This window comes from Klenkia brasiliensis, from assembly GCF_900100695.1.
GTDB classification, from domain to species: domain Bacteria; phylum Actinomycetota; class Actinomycetes; order Mycobacteriales; family Geodermatophilaceae; genus Klenkia; species Klenkia brasiliensis.
On the sequence record NZ_FNCF01000005.1, the window covers coordinates 240658 to 259141 of the forward strand.

Sequence of the window (18484 nt, forward strand, 5' to 3'; positions counted from 1 at the left end):
GGTCCCAGAGGTGCCCGGGCATACCATCCCCGGCGTGACGACCGTGGACGAGAACCGCACCTCCACCATGAAGCCCCGGTCCTTCGAGGTGACCGACGGCATCACCCGCGCCCCGGCCCGCGCCATGCTGCGCGCGGTGGGCATGGGTGACGACGACTGGGACAAGCCCCAGATCGGCGTGGCCTCGTCCTGGAACGAGATCACCCCCTGCAACCTCTCCCTCGACCGGCTGGCCAAGGCCGCCAAGGAGGGCGTGCACGCCGGCGGCGGCTACCCGCTGGAGTTCGGGACGATCTCGGTGTCCGACGGCATCTCCATGGGCCACGAGGGCATGCGCGCCTCGCTGGTCTCCCGCGAGGTCATCGCCGACTCCGTCGAGACGGTCATGTTCGCCGAGCGGCTGGACGGCTCGGTGCTGCTGGCCGGCTGCGACAAGTCGCTGCCCGGCATGCTCATGGCCGCCGCCCGCCTCGACCTCGCCGCGGTCTTCCTCTACTCCGGCTCCACGCTGCCGGGGAAGCTCGGCGACAAGGACCTGACCCTCATCGACGTCTTCGAGGGCGTCGGCGCGTGCGCCGCGGGCAAGATCAGCCGCGACGAGCTGACCGCCATCGAGAAGGCGGCGTGCCCGGGCATGGGCAGCTGCGGTGGCATGTACACCGCCAACACCATGGCCAGCGTGGCCGAGGCGCTGGGCATGAGCCTGCCCGGCAGCGCCGCCCCGCCGGCACCGGACAACCGCCGCGACGACTACGCCCGCCGCTCGGGCGAGGCCGTCGTCGAGCTGCTGCGCCGCGGCATCACGGCCCGCCAGATCATGACCAAGGAGGCGTTCGAGAACGCCATCACCGTGGTCATGGCGCTGGGCGGCTCCACCAACGCGGTGCTGCACCTGATGGCCATCGCGCACGAGGCCGGCGTGGACCTCACCCTCGACGACTTCAACCGGATCGGCGACCGCACGCCGCACCTGGCCGACGTCAAGCCCTTCGGCCGGTTCGTGATGACCGACGTCGACCGCATCGGCGGTGTCCCCGTCGTCCTCAAGGCCCTGCTGGACGCCGGCCTGCTGCACGGCGACTGCCTGACCGTCACCGGCGCGACCATGGCCGAGAACCTCGAGCACATCTCCCCGCCCGACCCCGACGGCGCGATCATCCGGGCGATGGACGACCCCATCCACCGCACCGGTGGGCTGACGATCCTGCGCGGCTCGCTGTCGCCCGACGGCGCCGTGGTCAAGAGCGCCGGCTTCGACGCCGAGGTCTTCGACGGCACCGCCCGCGTCTTCGACGGCGAGGCCGGGGCCATGGAGGCGGTCACCGAGGGCACGCTCAAGGCCGGCGACGTCGTCGTCATCCGCTACGAGGGCCCGCGCGGCGGCCCCGGCATGCGCGAGATGCTCGCCGTCACCGGTGCCATCAAGGGCGCCGGGCTGGGCAAGGACGTCCTGCTGCTCACCGACGGCCGGTTCTCCGGCGGGACGACGGGCCTGTGCGTGGGGCACATCGCCCCCGAGGCCACCGACGGCGGGCCCATCGCCCTCGTCCGCGACGGCGACCGCATCGTGCTGGACCTGCGCACCCGCACCCTGGACCTGCACGTCGACGCCGACGAGCTGGCCCGCCGCCGGGAGGGCTGGGCACCCCCGGCGCCGCGCTACACCCGCGGGGTGCTCGGCAAGTACGCCAAGCTCGTCGGCTCGGCCGCCCAGGGCGCCATCTGCGGCTGAGCCGCCCCCTTGGGGTGATCCGCGTCCCGGCCGGCTCCTGCAGCCGGCCGGGACTGCCGACCTCGCTGAGGTGGAACGCACCCGGCACCGGAGCCCCCTCGTGGGCCTGCTGTGCCTCGCGCTGCTCGGTGCCACCTGGCTGCTGCCGGCCGGCGCCCACCGGCTGGCCGCCGACGGGGTGGTGGTCCTCGCCGCGCTGAGCACGGCCGCCGTCCTCGCCCGGGCCGGCCGCGCCGTGCCCGACCGCGGCTGGGCGCTGGTCGCCCGGGCCCTCGTGGTCGGCGTCGTCGCCGCCGGTGCCGCGGAGCTGGTCGGGCCCGCCCCGGGCGCGGTCGACCCGCTGCGCACCGCCTCCTCCGTCCTGCCGCACCTCATCGGCGCGGTCGCCGTCCTGGTCCTGCTCGGCCGCGCCCGGCTGCGCGCCGGCGGCACCCGGTTGCTGGTGGAGAGCGCGCTGTTCTGGACCGCGGCGTTCGTGCTGGCCCAGCTCCTCGTCGTCGGGCCCGTCCTGCGCCGGCTGCCGCTCGACGCCGCCGCCCGTGCCGGGCTGGAGGCCAGCTGCCTGGCCGCCACGGTGCTGCTGGCCGCCGGCCTCACCTTCCTCACCGCGGCGGGCCCGGCCCGCCGCACCACCGCGGGCACCGCCCTGGCCGGGCTGGCCGCGGTCACCGTCGCCGACTGCCTGGGCGTGCTGGGCTCCACCGGCGCGTTCGGGATGCTCGGCCTGGCCGCCCGGGCGCTGTTCGTGGGCGGTCTGGTGCTGCTCGCGCTGGCCGCCGCGCTCGACCCCGGCGCCGCGGCCGACGGACGCCCGGCCGACGGGCGCCTGGTCACCGGCATCACCCTGGCCGGGCAGCTCCTGCCGCACGCGGTCATGGTGCTGGCCGCCGTCCTGGTGCTCGCCTCCGCGCTGTTCGTGGCCACACCCACCCCGGCCGCGCTGGTCGCCGTCGCGGTCGGCCTCGCGCTGACCGGTGTGCACCGCGTCGTCGTGGTCGGCGACGAGGTGCGCTACGCCGGGGGGCTGGCCCGCAGCGAGGCCTGGTTCCGCAACCTGGTCCGCTCCAGCAGCGACGCCGTGCTCGTCCTGGACGCCGACCGGGTCATCACCTGGGCCGCGCCCGCGCTGGCCGACCCGGCCGACGCCGCCGGCCGCCCGCTGGTGGGCTCCCCGGTCACCGACCGCGTGCACCCCCAGGACGTCGAGACCGTGCGGGCCTGGCTGGGCGGCGAGGGGGACGGCGCCGCGCTGGCCGGTCTGTGCAGCTTCCGGCTGCCCGCCGCCGACGGCAGCTGGCAGGTGTGGGAGGCCGGTGTCACCGACCTGCGCGCCGACGCCGCCGTGGGCGCGCTCGTGCTGCAGTGCCGCGACGTCACCGTCCGGCTGCACGCCGAGGACGAGCTGCGCTCGCTGGCCTTCACCGACCCGGTCACCGGCCTGCCCAACCGTGCCGCGCACGTCATCGCCCTCGCCGAGGAGCTGGCCGCGGCCGGCCCCGGCGCCGAGGTCAGCCTGCTGCTGTTCGAGATCGAGGGCCTGGGCGACGCGCGGGAGAACGTCGGCCGGGACGTCGTCGACGTCGCGGTGGTCGAGGTCGGGCGGCGGCTGCGGGCCACCGTGCGGGCCGACGACCTGGTCGCCCGGGTCGGTCCCGAGGTGTTCGCGGTGCTGGCCCACGGCACCGGCGACGAGCCCGACCGGGTGGCCGCCCGCTGCCTGTCGGTGGTCGAGCAGCCCGTGGTCACCCAGCTGGGCCTGGTCGACCTGACCGCCGCCGTCGGCCTGGTGCCGCTGGAGGCCGGGCTGGGCGCGGAGACCGTGCTGGACCGGGCCGAGCTGGCCGTGCGCTGCGCCCGGCAGGCCGGGCCGGGGTCCGTGCGGCGCTGGGAGGTGTCGCTGGGCGCCGCCCGCGACCGCCGCGAGCGGCTGCGCGAGGACCTGGTGGGCGCCCGCGCCCGCGGCGAGCTGGCCATCGCGTGGCAGCCGATCGTGTCGCTGGCCGAGCAGCGGGTCACCGGGGTCGAGGCGCTCGCGCGCTGGGTGCACCCGGTGTTCGGGGAGCTGGAGCCCGAGGAGTTCATCCCGATCGCCGAGCGCGCCGGGCTGGTGGGGGACCTGCAGCGCTGGGTGCTGCACGAGGCCATGACCCAGGCCGCCGCGCTGCCCGAGCACGACCAGCCGCTGCGGCTGGGCGTCAACGTCTCCCCGGTGCACCTGGCCAGCGGGACCGTCGTCGGCGACGTCGCGGCCGCGCTGGCGGCCACCGGGTTCCCCGCGCAGCGCCTCGTCGTGGAGGTCACCGGCTCCACCGGTCTGGTCGACAGCCCGTCGCTGGCCGCCGACTTCGCCGCGCTGCGGTTGATGGGGGTGCACCTGGCGCTGGACGACTTCGGCGCCGGTGCCTCCTCGCTGGAGCACCTGACCCGCTGGGCGGTCGACGTGGTCAAGCTCGACCGCGCGTTCCTCGCCCGGGTGGACAAGGACGCCCGACCCCGTGCGCTGTGCGCCTCGGTCGTCGGCATCGGCAGCGCGCTGGGCATCGACGTCGTCGCCGAGGGCGTGGAGACCCCCAGCCAGCTCACCGTCCTGCGGGCGCTGGGCTGCGGTTTCGCGCAGGGCTTCCTGCTGTCCCGCCCGCTGACCCTGCCCGCCCTGGTGGCCCGGCTGGACGCCGGCGCCGGGCACCTGTGGCCCGGCCAGGTCGGCCGGGTCGGCGCCGGCTGATCCGACCGTCCCACGGAGCGGTCCACCTCGTCCCAGTGGATGGGACGAGGTGGTTGACGCGGGTGCGTCCCCGGGCGCACAGTGACGGCGTGCTGCGCTCTGCCCTCCTCGTAGTCATCGACTAGCGCGACGGTCACCCGACCGTCGCGCCCACCCCTCCGTGCCTGCCGGCACGAGGGGTTTTTTGTTGCCACGGGACCCGAGCAGGATCCGCCGCACGCCCGCCCACGCCTTCCAGGGAGACCCCCCAGATGAGCACCACCGCCAGTGCCCAGGCCACCCCCGGTGCACCCACCCAGGCCGCCGCGGCGGCCACCGTCGGCGTCGAGTCCACCGACCGTTCGCTGACCGACGCGGCCCGACCGGCGGGCGCCCCCGCGACCGGCATCACCGGCGCGCAGAGCCTCGTGCGCTCGCTCGAGGCCGTCGGCGTCGACATGGTCTTCGGCCTCCCGGGCGGGGCGATCCTCCCGCTCTACGACCCGTTGTTCGACTCCTCCGTGCGGCACGTGCTGGTCCGCCACGAGCAGGGCGCCGGCCACGCCGCGACCGGCTACGCCCAGGCCACCGGCCGGGTCGGGGTCTGCATGGCGACCTCGGGCCCCGGCGCGACCAACCTGGTCACCCCGCTGGCCGACGCCTACATGGACTCGGTGCCGGTCGTGGCGATCACCGGCCAGGTGGCCAGCGGGTTCATCGGGACCGACGCCTTCCAGGAGGCCGACATCCGCGGCATCACGATGCCGATCACCAAGCACAACTTCCTGGTCACCGACCCCGCCGAGATCCCGCAGCGGATCGCCGAGGCGTTCCACCTGGCCTCCACCGGCCGGCCCGGCCCGGTGCTGGTCGACGTCCCCAAGGACGTGCTGCAGGCGACCACCGACTTCTCCTGGCCGCCGCGGATCGACCTGCCCGGCTACAAGCCCACCACCCGCCCGCACGGCAAGCAGGTCCGCGAGGCCGCCGCGGTCATCCAGGCCGCGCGCCAGCCGGTGCTCTACGTCGGCGGCGGCGTGCTCAAGGCCGGCGCCAGCGAGGTGCTGCGCGAGCTCGCCGAGCTGACCGGGGCCCCCGTCGTCACCACCCTGATGGCCCGCGGCGCCTTCCCCGACAGCCACCCCCAGCACCTGGGCATGCCCGGCATGCACGGCACCGTCACCGCCGTCGCCGCGCTGCAGAAGGCCGACGTGCTCGTCGCCCTCGGCGCCCGCTTCGACGACCGGGTCACCGGCAAGCTGGAGAGCTTCGCGCCCGGCGCCACCGTCGTGCACGCCGACATCGACCCGGCCGAGATCGGCAAGAACCGCAAGGCCGACGTCCCGATCGTGGGCGACGCCAAGGAGACGATCACCGAGCTCGTCGCCGCGCTGACCGCCCTGCAGGACAAGGACGGCCCGGCGGACCTGTCGCCCTGGTGGGCCCAGCTCGACCGCTGGCGCGAGACCTACCCGCTGGGCTACGACCTGCCCGAGGACGGCGCGCTCTCCCCGCAGTACGTCATCGAGCGGTTGGGCGAGATCGCCGGTCCCGACGCGGTCTACTGCGCCGGTGTCGGCCAGCACCAGATGTGGGCCGCCCAGTTCGTGAAGTACGAGAAGCCGGGCACCTGGCTCAACAGCGGCGGCCTGGGGACGATGGGCTACGCCGTCCCCGCCGCCATGGGTGCCAAGGCCGGCCGCCCCGAGGCCACCGTGTGGGCCGTCGACGGCGACGGCTGCTTCCAGATGACCAACCAGGAGCTGGCCACCTGCGCCATCGAGGGCATCCCGGTCAAGGTCGCGCTGATCAACAACGGCAACCTGGGCATGGTCCGGCAGTGGCAGACCCTGTTCTACGAGGGCCGCTACTCCAACACCCGGCTGCACAACCGCGGCTCCGGCGGCGGCGAGATCGAGCCCATCCGCATCCCCGACTTCGTGCAGCTGGCCGAGGCGCTGGGCTGCGTCGGGCTGCGCTGCGAGCGGGCCGAGGACGTCGACAAGGTGATCGAGGAGGCCATGGCGATCGACGACCGCCCGGTGGTCATCGACTTCGTCGTCGGCTCGGACGCCCAGGTCTGGCCGATGGTCGCCGCCGGCGCCAGCAACGACGACATCTTGGCCGCGCGGGACGTCCGCCCGGTCTTCACGGAGGGACCGGTCTGATGACGCGCCACACCCTGTCGGTCCTGGTCGAGAACAAGTCCGGTGTGCTGGCCCGCGTCTCGGCGCTGTTCAGCCGCCGCGGCTTCAACATCGAGTCCCTCGCCGTCGGCCCCACCGAGAACCCCGACCTGTCGCGCATGACGATCGTGGTCGACGTGGAGAGCCAGCCGCTGGAGCAGATCACCAAGCAGCTGAACAAGCTCGTCGAGGTGATCAAGATCGTCGAGCTGGACGGCGCCTCGGTGCAGCGCGAGCTGCTGCTGGTCAAGGTGCGCGCGCCGCTGGCCGACCGCGCCCAGGTGCTGCAGACCGTGGAGCTGTTCCGCGCCAAGGTCATCGACGTCAACGCCGACACCGTGACCGTCGAGGCCACCGGCACCACGGAGAAGCTGCAGGCCCTGCTGGCCGTCCTCGCCCCGCTCGGGATCAAGGAGATGGCCCAGTCGGGCACCGTCGCCCTGGCCCGGGGACCGCGCTCGATGAGCGGCGCCGGTACGTTGCGCCCGGTCGAACGCTCCGCCTGAACCCCGCTCGACCCACCCGGAAACCACCGAAGGAGCCCCACCGCATGGCCGCCGAGATCTTCTACGACGACGACGCCGACCTCTCGATCATCCAGGGGCGCACGGTCGCCGTCATCGGCTACGGCAGCCAGGGCCACGCCCACTCGCTGTCGCTGCGCGACTCCGGCGTCGACGTCCGCGTCGGCCTGCCCGAGGGGTCGAGGTCCCGGGCCAAGGCCGAGGCCGAGGGCCTGCGCGTCGTCACCCCGGCCGAGGCCGCCGCCGAGGCCGACCTGATCATGATCCTGGCGCCGGACCACGTGCAGCGGTCCCTCTACGCCGAGTCGATCGAGCCCAACCTGCAGGACGGCGACGCGCTGTTCTTCGGCCACGGCTTCAACATCCGGTTCGGCTACATCAAGCCCCCGGCCGGCGTCGACGTCGCCATGGTCGCCCCCAAGGGCCCGGGCCACCTGGTGCGCCGCGAGTTCAGCGACGGCAAGGGCGTGCCCTGCCTGATCGCCGTGGAGCAGGACGCCTCGGGCTCGGCCCAGGCGCTCGCGCTGTCCTACGCCAAGGCCATCGGCGGCGCCCGCGCCGGCGTCATCAAGACGACCTTCGCCGAGGAGACCGAGACCGACCTGTTCGGCGAGCAGGCCGTGCTGTGCGGCGGCATGTCCGCGCTGGTGCAGGCCGGCTTCGAGACCCTCACCGAGGCCGGCTACCAGCCCGAGATCGCCTACTTCGAGTGCCTGCACGAGCTGAAGCTGATCGTCGACCTCATGTACGAGGGCGGCATCGCCAAGCAGCGCTGGTCGGTGTCCGACACCGCCGAGTACGGCGACTACACCTCCGGCCCGCGCGTGGTCGACGCGCGCGTCAAGGAGACGATGGGCGAGGTGCTCAAGGACATCCAGGACGGCACCTGGGCCGCGAAGTTCATCGCCGACCAGGACGCCGGCGCCCCGGACTTCAAGGCCAAGCGGGCCGCCGCCGAGGCGCACCCGATCGAGGAGACCGGCCGTCAGCTGCGCGGGCTGATGAGCTGGGTGTCGGCCTCGGACGACTACACCGGCACCGCCCAGCGCTGAGCGCCGGGTCGGGCCCAGCGGTCTCGACCCCCTGACGCACGACGGCCCCGCACCGCCCGGTGCGGGGCCGTCGTGCGTCCTGGCTCAGGCGGCCCAGGCACGCACCTCGGGCTTGCGGGTGAGCACCACGACCCCGACCGCCAGGCCCAGCAGCAGCACCGACAGGACGTCGAGGGTGCCGGCCACGGTGATCGCCAGCACCAGGTTCACCAGCCACACGACGACCAGCGCGACCCCGGCGAGCGCCAGCAGGCGGACGTCGACGCCGCGGTACAGGCGCACCGAGCCCAGGACGGTGGCCGCGGACAGCACCAGGTACAGCCCGCCGACGACGAAGCCCACCAGGCTGCCGGCGGCGAGCCCCAGGCTGAGGCCGTTGAGGCCGGGCAGCAGGCAGAACACCGCCTGCAGCGCGGCGATGGCCACCGCCGCGACCGCGGTGGGCGGTGGGCGGTGGCCGGCTGCGGGTCCGGTCACGGTGCCGGGCTCAGCGACCGCGGCGCGCGCGGTGCGCGGCGAAGAACTGCGCCGAGGCCGGGATGCACAGCAGCACCACGATGGCCACCGCCGCGGCGAAGAAGAGCAGGCTGACCACGACGTCGCCGCCGCTGGTCGAGCCGAACCCGTCGCCCAGGCTGGACAGGTTGCCGACCAGGCCGATGCCGGTGACCACGATGGAGATCGACCCGGCCACGACCAGCAGCACCCGGCTGCGCCCGGTGAGCGCCCAGACCGAGCCCCAGATGGTGAGCACGGTCCAGGACAGCACCAGCAGGCCGACCACCACGAGCACGCCGGTGATCGCGCCGGCCGCACCGCCCACGACGGAGCCGAGACCGGGGATCTCGTCGTCGAGGCCGCCCGCGCCGGCCCCGGCGCCGGCGACGACCGCGCCGCCGATGAGCAGGCCGAAGGAGAACAGCACGCCGATCGCGCCGAAGATGAACCCGAACACCGCCGAGGTGATCACCGCGCCCGGCTTCGACGGCGCCGCGGGGGCGTAGCCGTAGCCCTGCCCGTAGCCCTGGCCGTAGCCCTGCCCGTAGGGCTGCGCGTAGCCCTGGCCGTAGCCCTGGCCGTAGGGCTGCGCCGCGTACCCCTGCTGGCCGTACTGCGGGGTGCCGTAGGGCTGCTGCTGGTCGTGGGGTTGCTGCTGCCCGTAGGACTGCTGGTCGTAGGACTGCTGCCCGTAGGACTGCTGGTCGTAGGAGGACTGCTGGCCGTACGACGGCGGCTCGTACGACGAGCCGAACGGCGACGTCTCGGACCGACCCTGCTCGCCCTGCTGCTCGCTCACTGCACTCCTCCGCGCGGGACCGGCGCACGACGGGTGCACCGGTGCTGAGCAGTCAGGATGGCGGGCGGCCGGGGGAGGGGCAAGCAGGCCCCCACCCGGACGGGTCCTAGGCTGTGCCCCCGTGACCACCCCAGCGCCCGTCGTCCTCGTCGCCGAGGAGCTCGCCCCCAGCGCCCTGGAGGTGCTCGGCTCCGGGTTCGAGATCCGGCACGTCGACGGCGCCGACCGCGCGGCCCTGCTGCCCGCCCTCGCCGACGCCTCCGCCGTGCTGGTGCGCAGCGCGACGACCATCGACGCCGAGGCGCTGGCCGCCGCCCCCCACCTGAAGGTGGTGGCGCGCGCCGGCATCGGCCTGGACAACGTCGACGTCCCCGCCGCCACGGCCCGCGGCGTCCTGGTGGTCAACGCGCCCACCTCCAACATCGTCAGCGCCGCCGAGCACGCCGTCGCGCTGCTGCTGGCCGCCGCCCGGCACATCCCGGCGGCCGACGCCTCCCTGCGCGAGGGCACCTGGAAGCGGTCGAAGTTCACCGGCGTCGAGGTCACCGAGAAGACCGTCGGCGTCGTGGGCCTGGGGCGCATCGGGGTGCTGGTGGCCCAGCGGCTGGCCGCCTTCGGCGTCACCCTCATCGCCTACGACCCCTACATCCAGCCCGGCCGCGCCGCGCAGCTCGGCGTCCGGCTGGTGTCGCTGGAGGAGCTGCTCCGCGAGTCGGACTTCATCACCATCCACCTGCCCAAGACCCCCGAGACCCTCGGGATGATCGGGGCCGAGCAGCTGGCGCTGACCAAGCGCGGCGTGATCATCGTCAACGCCGCCCGCGGCGGGCTGGTCGAGGAGGCCGCGCTGGCCGACGCGCTGCGCTCGGGCCAGGTGGGCGCGGCCGGCATCGACGTCTACGCCAAGGAGCCCTGCACCGACAGCCCGCTGTTCGCGCTGCCCAACGTCGTGGTCACCCCGCACCTGGGGGCCTCCACCACCGAGGCGCAGGACAAGGCCGGGACGGCGGTCGCCCGCAGCGTCCGGCTGGCCCTGCAGGGCGACTTCGTGCCCGACGCGGTCAACGTCCAGGCCGGCGGCATCGTCGCCGAGGACGTCCGCCCGGGTCTGCCGCTGGCCGAGAAGCTCGGCCGGGTCTTCACCGCGGTCGCCGGCGGCCTCGCGCAGTCGGTCGAGGTGCAGGTGCTGGGCAAGATCGCCGAGTACGACGTCTCCGTCGTCCAGCTGGCCGTGCTGCGGGGGGTCTTCACCGACGTCGTCGAGGACCAGGTCTCCTACGTCAACGCCCCGCTGCTGGCCGAGGCCCGTGGGCTGGAGGTCTCGCTGACCTCGGACGTGGAGAGCCCGCACTACCGCAACCTGATCAGCGTGCGCGGCGCGATGGCCGACGGCACCGAGGTCACCGTCTCCGGGACCCTCTACGGCAAGAACCAGGTGCCCAAGCTGACCGAGGTCATGGGCTTCGAGATCGACCTCGAGGCCAAGGGCTACCTGCTCTTCTTCACCTACGCCGACCGGCCCGGCGTCGTGGGCACCGTGGGTGCCGCGCTGGGTGCCGCCGGGATCAACATCGCCGGTGCCCAGGTCAGCCGCACCACCCAGGGCGGCGACGCGCTCATGGCGGTCACCGTCGACAGCGAGGTCACCGGTGAGCTGCTGGCCGACATCGCCGTCCAGATCGGTGCCCGCGAGGCCCGGTCGGCCGACCTGAACCCGACCTGAGCCGCCCGCACCCGTCCTCCACCGCGGCGCCGGTCCCCACCACGGGGACCGGCGCCGCGGTGCGTCCGGACCCAGGTCGCGGACGGCGGGCGGCCAGGTGGTTGCCAGCCGGGACTGGTTGAGCACTGGTCCACTCGGCACCCGGAGCAACCTCGTTGACCCGGATGCGCGGGTGGTTGGGCCGACCACCGGGTCCGCGACCTCGCTGTCACACGCCCTGCGCCCAGCGCTCACAGACTCGGCACACGGACGAGGCGGGCTGGGCCGTTCGGGTCATGGTCCGAAGCGTTGCTCACGACCAGCGTTGGGCGGGTCCGGCGCAGAGCCGCGCCGGGACCTTCTCCCAACGCCGACAGGGGTGAACGTGGTTCCCAGGACAACCACCTCCTCCGGGGAGGGACGCCACCGCGTCCTCGCCCGGGGCGGGATCGTCGCGATCGCGGCGGCCCTCACCATGACCGGGGGTGCCGGCGCTGCGCTGGCCTCACCGGCGGACATCGCAGCGCGCGCCGGGCAGGAGCAGATCTCCCTCAGCCCGGACCAGCTGCAGCAGGTCCGCGACCAGCTCCAGGCACGCCAGGCCGGGACCCGGCCCGCAGGCCTGCCCGACAGCGGTCCGGCCTCGTTCTTCGTCGAGACCAGCACGCCCTCGACCTCGCAGGTCTACGCCGACGCCCTGCCCGGGTCCGGCGAGGCCGCCGCGGGGGCCGCGGCCGCCGCGGCCCAGCCGGCCGCCGAGGCCGCCGCCGCGGCAGTGGCGGCCGACCTGCCCGCCGTCGTGCCCGACGCGCAGGTGCTGTACACGACCTCGACGGTGCTCTCGGGCGTCGCGGTGCGCGCCGACGCCGCCGACTACGACGCGCTGGCCGCGCTGCCCGACGTCGTCGCGGTGCACCCGATCACCCCGAAGAAGGTGTCCAACAGCGGGGCCGCCGCCGTCGTGCAGGCCGTGCAGGCGTGGCAGGACCTCGGCAACACCGGCGAGGGTGTGTCCATCGGCATCATCGACACCGGCATCGACTACACCCACACCGACTTCGGCGGCAGCGGCAGCGTCGACCAGTTCGACACGCTGCAGGCCTACGAGGCCCAGCCCGCCCCGGCCGGGGTCTTCCCCAACGCCAAGGTGGTCGGCGGGTACGACTTCGTCGGCGACAGCTACAACGCCGACCCCTCGAGCCCGGCCTACCAGCCCGTGGCCATGCCCGACCCCAACCCGCTGGACTGCAACGGCCACGGCACCCACGTCGCCGGCACCTCGGCCGGCTACGGGGTCGACGCCGACGGCAGCACCTACACCGGTGGCTACACCGGCGGGGTGCCCGGCGACCTGCGGATCGGTCCGGGCATGGCTCCCGGCGCCGACCTGTACGCGCTGAAGGTCTTCGGCTGCGACGGCTCGACCGACGTGACCATGCAGGCGATCGAGTGGGCGCTGGACCCGAACGGCGACGGCGACCCGAGCGACCACCTCGACGTCGTCAACCTCTCGCTGGGCTCGGACTACGGCCTGGCCGACGACGCGGACTCCATGGCCATCAACCGGGCCATGGAGCTGGGCATGCTGGCCGTGCTGGCCGCCGGCAACGCCGGGGACAGCTACGACATCGGTGGCTCGCCGGGCAACGCCCCGCGCGGCATCGGCGTCGCGGCGAGCAACGACGGCTACGGCGTCTTCGACGGCTGGCAGGTCGTCTCGCCCGGGGGCCTGCTCGACGGCACCCGCCCGGGTCTGCGGTCGGTCGCCTACAGCGACACCGACGAGTCCGGCGCCACCAAGCCCGACGTGACCGGTGACCTGGTCTACGCCCCCGCGGGCAACACCGACGCCTGCGCGGCCCTGCCGGCCGGGTACGCGACCGGGAAGATCCTGCTGATCGAGGCCAACGGGTTCGCCTGCGGCTCGGTGGCGAAGGGCAACAACGCGATCGCGGCCGGCGCCGTCGGCTTCGTGATCATTGCCGACGACGACCTGCTCGAGACCGGCATCACCGGTGTCGCGCAGATCCCCGGCATCCTGGTGACCGCCTCCGACGGCGGCGTCCTGCGCGACGCGGTCGCCGGCGGCGCGACCGTCACGGTCACCTTCGGGCCCAGCCTGAAGGACGCCGCAGCGTTCACCGACCCCGACCAGGTGGACCTGCTCGCCTCGTTCAGCTCGCGGGGCGTCCGCCAGGAGGACGGCAGCAAGCCCGACGTGACCGCCCCGGGCGTGACCGTCTACTCCGCCGGCGTCGGCCAGGGCTCGGGCGGCGCCAGCCTCTCGGGCACCTCGATGGCCACCCCGGTCACCGCCGGCGTCACCGCGCTCATCCGCGCGGCGCACCCCGAGTGGACGACCGAGGAGGTCAAGGCGGACCTGATGAACACCGCCACCCACGACCTGTACACCGGGCCCGGCCAGACCGGTGACCGGTACGGGCCCAACCGGGTGGGCTCGGGCCGCATCGACGCCGCCTCGGCCCTGCGCAACCAGGTCCTGGCGTACGCCGAGGCCGGGTCCGGCGTGGTGACGGCGTCCTTCGGCGTCGTCGAGGTCGACCAGGAGCAGTTCAGCGCCACCAAGACCATCACGGTGGACAACAAGGGCACCCGCGCCGCGGTCTACCGCGTCACCTACGACGCGCTGGTCCAGCAGCCCGGGGTCCGGTACTCGCTGTCCGCGCAGCGGCTGACCGTCCCGCCGGGCCAGAGCCGCACGGTGACGATCACCATGACCGCCACCCAGGACGACCTGCGCAAGGTCGCCGACCCGACCGTGGTCGTCGACGACGGCCGGCAGTTCCTCGGCGAGGCCAGCGGCCGCGTCGTGCTCACCCCGACCAACAACCGGGGCGAGACGCTGCGGGTGCCGGTGCACGCCAACCCGAAGCCGTCCTCCACCCTGACGGCGACCCCGTCGGAGGACGGGTCGACCATCGGCCTGTCCGGCGAGGCCGTGGCCGACGGCGACCTGTTCGAGCCGACCAGCTACACCTCGCTGGTCAGCGCGTTCGAGCAGCTGGGCACCAGCCCGGAGATGCCCAAGTGCACCACCGAGCTGGTCAGCACCTGCTACAAGACCGAGCTCGAGCGGTCGGTCGACCTGGCCGGCGTCGGCGTCGCGTCGGACGCCCTGCAGTACGACGACGCGGGCCTGTACTTCGCGGTCTCCGCGCACGGCAGGTACACCTCGGCGGAGACGGCCGTGAACTACGGCATCTTCATCGACACCAGCGGGGACGGCGTCTGGGACTACCAGGTCACCACCACCCGCATCGCCGACTACGACCTGCCGCTGGTCGTGGTCACCGACCGGGACTACAACCTGGTCGGGGCCGGCGACGAGCCCTACGTCGCGCCGCTGAACCTCTACGACGGTCTCGTGGACACCAACGCCTACGACTCCGACGTGCAGGTCTTCGGGGTGCCGCTGTCGGTCCTGCCCGCGGACACCGGGCGGATCACCTTCGGCGTCCAGTCGGCCAGCTACAACGGCACGGTCGACGACGTGGGCACGGTCAGCACGCCGGCCGGGCCGGAGCTGGCGCCGCAGGCCATGAGCTTCGACCCGACCGCCCCGGGGCTGTCCTTCAGCACCGAGGACGGGACGGCGCTCATGGTCCCGGCGACCGACGGCACGCAGATCGCCGTCACCCAGGACGCCGCGTCCTACGCCGCGGACACCGCGGTGGGCGGCGACAAGGGCGCCATGGTCGTGCTGAGCCACAACTCCAGCGCGGCCGGCCGCACCCAGTCGGTGCCGATCGCGCCCGCCGGGGGTGCCGACTCCACGGTCGTCACCGTCCCGCCGGCGGAGGAGGCGCCGGCGCAGCCGGCGCCCGATGAGCAGGTGACCGAGCCGCCGGCCCCGCCGGCGACGGAGGCACCCGCGTCGGACGCCCCGGCGACGGACGCGCCCGCCACGGACCAGCCGGCGGACACCACCGGCTGACCCACCGCAGCACCACCTGAGCACCACCGGAGCACCACCGCACCCCGGCACCCCCCGCGACGCACGACCGCGGGGGGTGCCGGTGCGTCCGGGCCCGGGCACTAGCCTCTGAGCCCATGCGCCTGGCAGTGATCCCTGGAGACGGCATCGGCCCCGAGGTGGTGGCCGAGGGCCTCAAGGTCCTGGGCGAGGTCGCCCCCGACGTGGAGGCCACCCACTACGACCTCGGCGCCGCGCGCTGGCGGCGGACCGGGGAACTGCTGCCCGACACCGTGCTCGACGAGCTGCGCGGCCACGACGCGATCCTGCTGGGTGCCGTCGGCGACCCCGGGGTGCCCGCCGGCATCCTCGAGCGCGGTCTGCTGCTCAAGCTGCGCTTCGAGCTCGACCACCACGTCAACCTGCGCCCGGCCAAGCTCTACGACGGCGTCGAGAGCCCGCTGGCCGCCCCGGGCACCATCGACATGCTCTGCGTGCGCGAGGGCACCGAGGGCCCCTACACCGGCAACGGCGGGGTGCTGCGCCGGGACACCCCGCACGAGGTGGCCACCGAGGTCAGCGTCAACACCGCCTTCGGCGTGGAGCGGGTCGCCCGCTACGCCTTCGAGCGCGCCGTCGCCCGCCCGCGCAAGCACCTGACGCTGATCCACAAGACCAACGTGCTCACCCACGCCGGGTCGCTGTGGTCGCGCACGGTCGAGGAGGTCGCCGCGGAGTTCCCCGAGGTGACCGTGGCCTACCAGCACGTGGACGCGGCCTCGATGTTCTTCGTCACCGACCCGTCCCGGTACGACGTGATCGTCACCGACAACCTGTTCGGCGACATCGTCACCGACGTCGCCGCCGCGGTCACCGGCGGCATCGGCCTGGCCGCCAGCGGCAACATCGACGCCTCGGGCACCCACCCGTCGATGTTCGAGCCGGTGCACGGCTCGGCCCCCGACATCGCCGGCCAGGGCATCGCCGACCCCACCGCCACCGTGCTGTCGGTCGGCCTGCTGCTGGACCACCTCGGCCGCACCGAGCAGGCCCGCAAGGTCAACGCCGCCGTCGCCTTCGACCTGTCCACCCGCGACACGGCGCAGCCGTTGCGCACCGCCGAGGTCGGCGACCGCTTGGCCGCCCTCGCCGGCGGCTGACGGCCCCCTGCACCCGACCCCGCCCCGGGAGCTGCTCGACAGCTCCCGGGGCGGGGTGCCATCATCTGCGGCGATGCACACCACCGGCACGATCATCATCACCTAGCGCGCAGTCACCCCCCCCCGACTGCGCGCCCACCTCCCGTACCCCGGGAGGTTTTTTTGTGCCCGGACCCGTCCCCGCGAGGAGCACCCCCGTGACCAGCACGCCCGTCGAGGTCTTCGACACCACGCTGCGCGACGGCGCCCAGCGCGAGGGCATCACCTACTCCGTGGCCGACAAGCTCGCCGTCGCCCGGCTGCTGGACTCCGTCGGGGTCACCTACATCGAGGGCGGCTGGCCGGGCGCCCTGCCCAAGGACACCGAGTTCTTCGCCCGCGCCCGCACCGAGCTGCAGCTGCGGCACGCGGTGCTGGTCGCCTTCGGCGCCACCCGCAAGGCGGGCACCCGGGTCGAGGACGACGCCCAGGTGCGCGCCCTGCTGGACTCGCAGGCGCCGGTGGTCTGCCTGGTCGCCAAGAGCGACCCCCGCCACGTGCGCGACGCGCTGCGCACCACACCGGAGGAGAACCGGGCGATGGTGGCCGACACCGTGGCCTTCCTGGTCGGCCACGGCCGGCGGGTGTTCGTGGACTGCGAGCACTTCTTCGACGGGTACGCCGCCGACCCCGACCACGGCGTCGCCGTCCTGCAGGCGGCCTTCGACGCCGGCGCGGAGGTCGGCGTCCTGTGCGACACCAACGGCGGCATGCTGCCCTCGGGCATCGGCCGGGTGGTCGCCGACGTGCGGGCCCGGGTCACCGGCCAGCTCGGCATCCACTGCCAGGACGACACCGGCTGCGCGGTCGCCAACTCCCTGGCCGCCGTCGAGGCCGGGGTCACCCAGGTCCAGGGGACGGCGAACGGCTACGGCGAGCGCGCCGGCAACGCGAACACGTTCACCCTCATCGGCACCCTGGTCACCAAGATGGGCCTGCCCGTCGTCCCCGCCGAGTGCCTGCCCGAGCTCACCCGGGTCAGCCACGCGATCGCCGAGCTGGCCAACCTCACCCCCGACGACCACCAGCCCTTCGTCGGCGCCTCCGCGTTCGCGCACAAGGCCGGCCTGCACGCCAGCGCGATCAAGGTCAGCCCCGAGCTGTACAACCACCTGGACCCGGCGGTGGTCGGCAACGACATGCGCATCCTGGTCACCGAGATGGCCGGCCGGGCGTCGGTCGAGCTCAAGGGCCGCGAGCTGGGCGTGGACCTCACCGGCCAGGACGCCGCGGTCGGCCGGGTGGTCACCGCGGTCAAGGAGCGCGAGGCCCGCGGCTGGTCCTACGAGGCCGCCGACGCCTCCTTCGAGCTGCTGCTGCGCGGCGAGCTGCCCGACGCCCCGGCGCCGCTGTTCGAGCTGGAGAGCTGGCGGACCACCGTGGAGCACCGCACCGACGGGCAGGTGGTCAGCGAGGCCGTGGTCAAGGTCGGGCTGCCCGACGGCGACGGCGGGACCGAGCGCGTGGTCGCGGTCGGCGAGGGCAACGGGCCGGTGAACGCCCTGGACAACGCGCTGCGCGCCGCGCTGGTGGGCCGCTGGCCGCAGCTGGCCGACGTGGCGCTGAGCGACTACAAGGTGCGCATCCTGGGGTGGACCGGCGGCACCAGCGCCACCACCCGGGTGCTGGTGGACACCGCGGACAAGGCGGGGGAGTGGACCACCGTCGGCGTGCACGAGAACGTCGTCGAGGCCTCCTGGCTGGCGCTGGTCGACGCCCTCACCTACGCCGTGGTCAGCCGGTGAGCGGATCGACCCGGGAGCGCAGCAGGCAGAACTCGTTGCCCTCCGGGTCGGCGAGCACGTGCCAGGTCATGTCCTCGCTGACCGGCCCCTGACCGACGTCCACCGGGACGGCCCCGAGCTCCAGCAGCCGCTCGAGCTCGGCGGCCTGGTCGCGGTCGGTGGGGTTGACGTCCAGGTGCAGCCGACGGCGGCCCGGGGTGGGGTCGGGGACCGCGACGAAGTCCAGCACCGGCACCGGGCCCTTCGCCGGCTGGCCGGGCGGGCCCAGGGTGACCACGTCGTCGTCGGTCTCCTGCACCTCCCACCCCAGCACCTGCGCCCAGAACCGGGCCAGCGCGGCGGGGTCGGAGCAGTTGACGACGACCGAGGTGATCCGGGCTGCCATGCCCGCGGATCATGGCCCCCCGCG

The 18484-nt window shown here is 74.2% G+C and carries 12 protein-coding genes; 9 read left to right on the forward strand and 3 right to left on the reverse strand.

What is annotated here, in order from left to right; all coding sequences use genetic code 11:
* Positions 1-34: 34 nt before the first annotated feature.
* The 5 genes from ilvD (at position 35) to ilvC (ending at position 8198) form a co-directional block, all read left to right on the forward strand.
* On the forward strand, positions 35-1732 hold the full coding sequence (gene ilvD / locus BLT39_RS16340) for a dihydroxy-acid dehydratase (RefSeq protein ID WP_242658483.1): 1698 nt from the start codon (positions 35-37) through the stop codon (positions 1730-1732).
* A 100-nt stretch (positions 1733-1832) separates the two neighbouring features.
* Positions 1833-4457: a putative bifunctional diguanylate cyclase/phosphodiesterase gene (locus tag BLT39_RS16345; protein WP_091065851.1), complete on the forward strand. Its 2625-nt coding sequence runs from the start codon at positions 1833-1835 to the stop codon at positions 4455-4457.
* A gap of 251 nt (positions 4458-4708) precedes the next feature.
* Positions 4709-6604, forward strand: coding sequence for an acetolactate synthase large subunit (locus BLT39_RS16350; RefSeq protein WP_091065854.1), 1896 nt, complete (start codon positions 4709-4711; stop codon positions 6602-6604).
* A complete protein-coding gene (gene ilvN, locus BLT39_RS16355; protein ID WP_091065858.1) occupies positions 6604-7128 on the forward strand; it encodes an acetolactate synthase small subunit in 525 nt (174 codons plus the stop codon). Before BLT39_RS16350 ends, ilvN begins: the two co-directional genes overlap by 1 nt.
* 44 nt (positions 7129-7172) lie before the next feature.
* Positions 7173-8198, forward strand: coding sequence for a ketol-acid reductoisomerase (gene ilvC / locus BLT39_RS16360; RefSeq protein ID WP_091065860.1), 1026 nt, complete (start codon positions 7173-7175; stop codon positions 8196-8198).
* Positions 8199-8282: 84 nt separating this feature from the next.
* Here the strand turns inward: ilvC and BLT39_RS16365 are convergent, their stop codons facing one another.
* Together BLT39_RS16365 and BLT39_RS16370 are read right to left on the reverse strand one after the other, a co-directional pair.
* A complete protein-coding gene (locus BLT39_RS16365) occupies positions 8283-8675 on the reverse strand; it encodes a hypothetical protein (RefSeq protein ID WP_091065864.1) in 393 nt (130 codons plus the stop codon).
* A 10-nt stretch (positions 8676-8685) separates the two neighbouring features.
* Positions 8686-9495, reverse strand: coding sequence for a hypothetical protein (locus BLT39_RS16370; RefSeq protein WP_091065868.1), 810 nt, complete (start codon positions 9493-9495; stop codon positions 8686-8688).
* 121 nt (positions 9496-9616) lie between these two features.
* On the opposite strand from BLT39_RS16370, the gene serA reads away from it, so the two are divergent.
* From serA to cimA, 4 genes are all read left to right on the forward strand, one after another.
* Entirely contained in the window at positions 9617-11218 is a 1602-nt protein-coding gene (serA, locus tag BLT39_RS16375; RefSeq protein ID WP_091065871.1) for a phosphoglycerate dehydrogenase, read from the forward strand.
* Positions 11219-11582: 364 nt separating this feature from the next.
* Entirely contained in the window at positions 11583-15152 is a 3570-nt protein-coding gene (locus BLT39_RS16380) for a S8 family serine peptidase (protein WP_131801500.1), read from the forward strand.
* Between the two features lie 116 nt (positions 15153-15268).
* The gene (locus BLT39_RS16385; protein ID WP_091065878.1) at positions 15269-16291 is read left to right on the forward strand and encodes a 3-isopropylmalate dehydrogenase; all 1023 of its coding nucleotides are present in this window, start codon (positions 15269-15271) and stop codon (positions 16289-16291) included.
* Between the two features lie 197 nt (positions 16292-16488).
* On the forward strand, positions 16489-18075 hold the full coding sequence (gene cimA / locus BLT39_RS16390) for a citramalate synthase (protein ID WP_091065881.1): 1587 nt from the start codon (positions 16489-16491) through the stop codon (positions 18073-18075).
* On the opposite strand, the gene BLT39_RS16395 is transcribed toward cimA, so the two are convergent.
* Entirely contained in the window at positions 18065-18460 is a 396-nt protein-coding gene (locus tag BLT39_RS16395; protein ID WP_091065884.1) for a VOC family protein, read from the reverse strand. The two genes, cimA and BLT39_RS16395, sit on opposite strands and share 11 nt — an antisense overlap.
* Positions 18461-18484: the final 24 nt, after the last annotated feature.